We start from the raw sequence: 5,749 nt of genomic DNA, 5'->3' as shown, positions 1-5,749 counted from the left end.
GTCCCGGCGCGGTGCCGGGACCGCCCAGGCGCCTTACGGGGTGCGGCGGGCCGGAGCTGCAGGCGAGGCGGAGCCGATCGGTGCCTGTTGCCGCACGGCAGGGCGGCCCGCTCGGGTGCGCAGGTCCTGCACGGCCTGCCGGTAGGCGGATTCGTCGAAGACTTCGGGCGTGCAGTTGACCTCGTACCCGGCCAGGAGCAGGACGGGGATGGCGCGGGTTGCCAGCCGCTTCTGCTCGTCGGCGTCGAGGTGTTCGGGCACGGTGTGCCAGATGTAGATGGGCGTGTCGGCGGGGTACTCGTGGCGTTCCAGGCCGAGGTGTTCCAGCAGGTCGTGGAGCTGGTCGGAGGCGCCCGTTGGGGTGTCGGCGTGGATGGTGGTCGTCAGGGCCTTGATGTAGATCTCGACGTCCGTGCCGTATTCGTCGGCTAGGTTGGCCATGTGGTTCTCCGAAGTCAGCGGCGGCGGGATTTCGCGGGCTGGGCGCGGCTCGGCGGCGGTGAGGTAGTGGCCGACCGCTGCGCAGGGCGCGCGGCGTGGTTGCGGGCGTGGAGGATGGCGCGAGCGGCCTCGCTCATGGAGGTGGCGGTGCTTCCGAGCCGTGCGATGGGATCGGGTTCCCCGGTGGGCGCGGCCCCTTGGAAGTCGCTGGCGGCGATCCAGGCGCGGACGACGACCTCTCTGGCGAGGGGCAGCAGCCCGTGGACGGGGGCAGCGACCTCGGTCAGGACCTCGGCCACCTCGCTGCTGGTTGTGGCAGCTGCAGCTCGCTCAGCGAGCCCCGCCAGGTAGCGCAGGGCGGCCTCACGTTCACCGTCCGGTGCGACCAGCATGTTCAGCGTGGGGTCGAGGTGGACGCTGTGCCCGGCGGCGAGCAGGGCGTGCGAGGCTGCGGTCGCCTTCCGGCGCTGCTGCTCGACGGGCAAGCCGTGTGGAAGCCGGTGATAGTCCCCGCGCGGTCCGGGAGCGGAGAGGAAGCCGCCGGTTCGCTGGAGGATGTCCGCAGCCTTGTCGGTGCCGCCGATGGCCACGACCAGGTCGGTGCGGGGGTCCTTGGTGATGGTGACGTACTCCAGCACCCAGAAGTCGGGCTCCGTCTGCTTCACCGAGACCGGGTGGCCGGCGTACGGGGACCGGCCGGGACGTGCGGCACGGAAGCGGCGGCGGTGGGCGCGGTCCGGCCTGCGGGATGCTGCAGAGCGGTGCCGATGCCGAGCGCGTCGAGGCGCGGGCCGATCTCGCACAGGGCGCGGGCCTGGGCCTGGGTGTCGTCACCACCCAGGCGGTAGATGCCACTCTGCGGGTCCTGGACGAAGCCGTGGGCCATGAGGACCGCGCTGGCGCGGTCGTCGGCGGGGGCGGTGGCGATGCTGCCGTCCGGCTGCCAGGTCAGGACGACCCGGTCCGGCTGGGAGGGCTGGATGCCGCCCAGGGCGTTGTGGCGGACCTGGGCGAGGGCGGCGTCGTAGCGGGCGAGCAGGTCGCCGGTGACCTGCTCGGCGCTCAGGAACGGGTCATCGGCCAGGGCGATGCCGTTGGGCTCGGGAACGCCGCGGAACGCCTCGTCGGGCAGGGCGTGCGGGGCGACGGCGGCGATGAGGAAGCCGTCGCGCTCGTCGTTCCGGTCCAGAAGGACGAGCTGCGCACCGTCCTGTCGGCTCAGGATGGCGGCCTGCTGCAGGGGGTGCTCGGCAAGAGAGGCGGCGACCAGGTCCAGGTCCCAGATTCGGTCGGCGAGTTCGGCGAGGTCGTCCTTGGCGTCGGCTGGCAGGTGGGAGCTGGTCCAACTGTCGGGGAGTTCGCCGGCGAGAACGTCGGCGTACGAGGCGAGGCGTTCGGAGGTGTGGTGGTCGTGCATGGTGTCCTTGGGCGAGGTGGGAGTCAGCGGCGCAGTCCGGCGGCCATCGGGGGCGGCGGGGCCGGTAGGGTGCGCGGCGGTGGCGGGCAGGCGCACACAGCAGAGCGCTCTTGCTCGGTTGACGGGACTTCCCCGGTGCAAGTGCTGCGGCCGGGGTGCGGGGCATGCCGGTCGGCGAGCTGGTTGCGGGTCTCGCAGAGGTCGGTACGGATGACGCGAAGATGCTCGTCGGCGAGGTAGCGCAGCCGCCGCGCGATGTAGGGGTCGGCCGCCTGGCCGAGCCCGTCGTGGAAGTCGGCGGTGGCGGTGAGGACTTCCTCCAGCGCGGCGAGGACGCCGTCGTGGGCGGCGGTCAGCTCAGTCAGCGCATCGGCCGCCTCGCCCGTAGTGGCGGCCTCGCGAAGGCGCTCGGCGACGTGGGCAACGGAGGATCCCAGCGGCAGGTAACTGGCCGGACGCGAGGCGGTGTCGAAGTCCGCGTCGCAGTCGACGTGGTATCCGGCCGCCCGCAGGCGGGCCACGGCGTCGGTGGCCAGACGGGACTCGTCGTCCTCCGCCAGGCCGGTCGGGGCGCGGTGGTACGTCTCATGGACGCGGACGACGGCGACGAAGCCCGCGCGCTGGAGGATGCTGTGCGCCTCGGAGTCGCCGCCGCGGGCAAGGAGTTCGTCGGAGTGCGGGTCGCGGCGGATGTCCAGGAAGCGGTCGGTGCGGGGCAAGGAGACGTTTCTCCTACGGCGATCGGTGGGCGTTGTGCCGGACGGCGTCCGGGGCCGGGACGGCACGGGGCTGGACCAGGCGGTTGGCGGTGGCGTCCAGGTCCTGCTGGATGGCGTAGAGGCGGCGGGCAATCAGCTCCAGGCGGTGTGCCGTATCGGCGCTGGCTGCTCCCGGCTGGCGGGCGATCCGGTGCGAGGTGTGCTCGACGAGTCCACGTACCGCGGCCAGCGGGCCGGCCTGTTCGTCGGCGAGCTGAGTGAGGATGGTCGCGAGCTGGGCCGACGCCGTGAGCGCCGCGCGGACAGCAGGCCGCGAAGGGGGGTCGGATCGGACAGGGACCAGGTGGAGGTCCTGTTCGATGCGACGCGCCTCCTGTGCCAGGCGCCGCAGATTGTCCGCGGGAAGAGCGTGCCACGCGCCGTCGAGGTGGATCAGGTTGGCGATCAGGTCGAGGCGGCCGGGCTGGGCCTGGACGGCGATCCACCGGCAGCCATGTTCCTTGCCGGGGATCTCGATGCCGGCGGCTCGTGCGAGCCGTTGAGCGACCTCGGCCCACTCCGGTCCTGTCAGTTCCCGGTCATCCGGGTGAAGGCGGACATCGAGGTGGAGGATCGCCCGCCGGTCGTCGTCGGGGCTGGCGGCGAACGGATGTTCCAGGTAGGGGTCTTCGAGGTGCTCGGCCCACTGGACGGACGTCCAGATCCTCTGCTCGTCGTCCAGGGTGAAGTAATCCAGGCCGGGCCAGTGGGCGATGATCGTGTGCTCCGTCAGGCCCTCGTTCGGTGAGACCGGCCGCCCCAGCGCCTCTTCGAGCGGGTCGTGGGGCCGGTGGGTCTGCTCGTGCAGGCGGGGGATCACCGGCCGCCCTGGATGTCGGCGATGTGCACGAGCTGGCCCAGGGCGGTGGTGGTGTACCAGCCGCAGTCGATCAGCTCGTCGCGGTCGGCGAACCGTGCGAGGAGGGAGTCCTCCATGGCCCGTAGATAGATCAGGCAGTCAGGGCAGCGGCGTGAGAGGTGCACGAGGTAGCGAGGGTGGGCGGTGACGTAGGACTGGGCGCCGCCGGTCGCATCCCGCAGCCGCCACCCGTCCTCGTCGGTCGGGGTGTGCCAGGACGGGGCCACGACGCGCATCGTGTCGCCCCACAGTTCTCCGCCGGCCACCCCCTTCAGGACGACGATGGTGTCACCGGCCTGGAAATGGGCGTGGGTGATGTCCCGGTCGGGGGTGAGCGGGTCGGGCGTCGGTGCGAACGCCGAGGCGGACGGGGGCTGGGACATGAGTTCCTTCCACGCGATGGCTGGCGGGGTGGGAGCATCAATAGTCCGGAGGAACGCCGGTTTGGCTAACCGGCGTTTCCCGGCTATGTTGCCCCGCCGTCAGCGGAACGGGTTCTCCGTCCCGCGGTCCGCCTCACTGGCCGCGTCGAGGAGTTCGAGAAGGTCAGTGCCTTCGGCGTCCCGCTGGTCGATCCACCATCCAGCACGGGTGACGGAGCGGGCCTTCTCCTCCAGCTCCGCCCAGTCCGCCTCGTCCCAAGTGCCCTCGACGACGAGCGCGGTGTGCGCGGCCGTCATCAGTTGGTGGCGGGAGCGCTCGCCCCAGCCCAGGGCCTTCTCAGGGCCCTCCAACTGCGGCATGTAGAACTGCTTGGCCCACGCGACGGCTGTCTCCTGCTCCTCGGCCCGCTTGGTCGCGAGCCACTCCTCTTTGGACTCGGAGTCGGCGTCGCGCGCCGCCTTCCAGCAGTCGGTGCAGTCCTTCGACGCGAGCCAACGGGCAAAGCCCGCCCGCTTGTCGGCAGGACGATTGGACAGGTCGTGATCCACGCTGTGGGAGCAGGCGTGCTCCACGGTCCAGTGCGTACGCACAGCCATAATTCGATCTCCTCAAAGGGGTTGGAAGGTGGGGGCGTGCCCTGATCAGGACGTCTTGTGCCGGCCTCGGAGTGGGCGGCGGTGTCGGCCGGGCGGCCGGTGCCCGGCGGGGCGGAGCTGTCGGCGCGCGGCGAGAAGGACGGCGAGGGTGAAGGCCGCGCCGGCGGCGGGGAGCGCCGCGCTGGCCAGCGTCTGCTCGGCGAGGCGTCCGGCCAGGGCGGTACCGGCGGACTGCCCGACGCCGATCGAGAGGATCAGCCACGCATACGCCTCGCTGGTCCGGCCCGCAGGGGCGAGGGCATCGGTGGTCACGTAGGCGCAGGCGACCACGACGGTCAGGAACGCACCAGGCACGGTGACCGCGGCGGTGGCCGCGAACGGCGCGGGCTGGGTTGCGAGCGGGAGCCATCCGGCGAGGAACGCGGCGCTGGCGATGATCAGCCGGTCGGCGGCGGTCCGACTCCAGGTGCGGCGCCCGTAGACGAGGCCGCCCAGGAAGCTGCCGGTGGAGAACGCAGCGGGGATGATGCCCGAGAGCATGTCCTGTTCGTGGTCCTCGGCTATGGCGATCGACCACACATTCAAGGCCCCGATCGCGAACCCGATGCCGGTCAGAGAGACGAACAGGAGCAGCAGACCGGGGCTGGTCAGCCGTCCAACGGGACCGTGCAGGGTGCCGACTGACGGCGTCGATCGCCAGCGCCGCGATGGCGGAGCGAGGACGACCACGGTGGTGCCGGCCAGGCCGAGGACGGCGGTGACGGTGAGCGCGACGCTGGGGTTGTACGCGGAGGCGAGGGCGGCGGCGAGCAGGGGGCCGACGATGTACAGGAGGCCCTGCGTACCGGTGTCGAGGGCGAGCGCGGCGTGTCGAAGGCGGGCGTCGGGCAGCACGCTGGGCCACAGGGCCCGCAGCCCGGCCTCCAGGGACGGGGTGGTCAGGCCGGCGGCGACGACGAGGGCCGTGGCGAGGCCCGGTCCGCCGTACGGTCCCGTCAGCGGAAGGGTCACCAGGAGAGCCGAGTTGAACACGGCGGCCGGAAGGTGCACCGCCGTCTGGCCGTGGCGGTCCATGAGGCGTCCCTTGACGGGCTGCACCACCGAGGAGGACAGCCCGTACAGGGCGCTGAGCAGTCCGCCGAAGGCGATGCTGCTGCCGCTCGTGGTGGCCCACAGGAGGATGGCGACGGGCGCCATGCCGTTGGGGAGTCGGCCGGTGAGGGTGCCGCCGAGGAGGCGGGCGACGTACGGGCTGCCCAGCACCGCGCCGTAGGTGATTCGCGGGGCCGGGGCC

The 5,749-nt window shown here is 72.0% G+C and carries 8 protein-coding genes; all 8 read right to left on the bottom strand.

Annotated features, from left to right (window positions below; all coding sequences use genetic code 11):
- Nucleotides 1-33: 33 nt before the first annotated feature.
- Nucleotides 34-441, bottom strand: a complete 408-nt coding sequence (locus C1J00_RS36910) for a hypothetical protein (RefSeq protein WP_020271152.1) — start codon at nt 439-441, stop codon at nt 34-36.
- Nucleotides 442-455: 14 nt separating this feature from the next.
- Nucleotides 456-1,106, bottom strand: a complete 651-nt coding sequence (locus tag C1J00_RS36905) for a hypothetical protein (protein ID WP_102913285.1) — start codon at nt 1,104-1,106, stop codon at nt 456-458.
- Complete coding sequence (locus C1J00_RS36900; RefSeq protein ID WP_102913287.1) at nt 1,103-1,858, bottom strand: hypothetical protein; 756 nt, start codon at nt 1,856-1,858, stop codon at nt 1,103-1,105. The genes C1J00_RS36905 and C1J00_RS36900 overlap by 4 nt, the downstream gene beginning before the upstream one ends.
- A 23-nt stretch (nt 1,859-1,881) precedes the next feature.
- Nucleotides 1,882-2,577: a hypothetical protein gene (locus C1J00_RS36895; RefSeq protein ID WP_180989839.1), complete on the bottom strand. Its 696-nt coding sequence runs from the start codon at nt 2,575-2,577 to the stop codon at nt 1,882-1,884.
- Between the two features lie 13 nt (nt 2,578-2,590).
- Nucleotides 2,591-3,436: a relaxase/mobilization nuclease gene (locus C1J00_RS36890; RefSeq protein WP_102913284.1), complete on the bottom strand. Its 846-nt coding sequence runs from the start codon at nt 3,434-3,436 to the stop codon at nt 2,591-2,593.
- Nucleotides 3,433-3,858 carry a hypothetical protein gene (locus tag C1J00_RS36885; protein WP_102913283.1) on the bottom strand — a complete coding sequence of 142 codons (426 nt, stop codon included), beginning with the start codon at nt 3,856-3,858 and terminating at the stop codon, nt 3,433-3,435. Before C1J00_RS36885 ends, C1J00_RS36890 begins: the two co-directional genes overlap by 4 nt.
- A gap of 99 nt (nt 3,859-3,957) precedes the next feature.
- The gene (locus C1J00_RS36880; protein WP_180989838.1) at nt 3,958-4,455 is read right to left on the bottom strand and encodes a hypothetical protein; all 498 of its coding nucleotides are present in this window, start codon (nt 4,453-4,455) and stop codon (nt 3,958-3,960) included.
- A 45-nt stretch (nt 4,456-4,500) separates the two neighbouring features.
- On the bottom strand, nt 4,501-5,749 hold a 1,249-nt coding region (locus C1J00_RS36875), incomplete at its 5' end, for an MFS transporter (protein WP_102913282.1).

The sequence above is a fragment of the Streptomyces cahuitamycinicus genome, from assembly GCF_002891435.1.
In the GTDB taxonomy this organism is placed as follows: domain Bacteria; phylum Actinomycetota; class Actinomycetes; order Streptomycetales; family Streptomycetaceae; genus Streptomyces; species Streptomyces cahuitamycinicus.
This window is presented reverse-complemented; position numbering and strand designations above follow the sequence as displayed.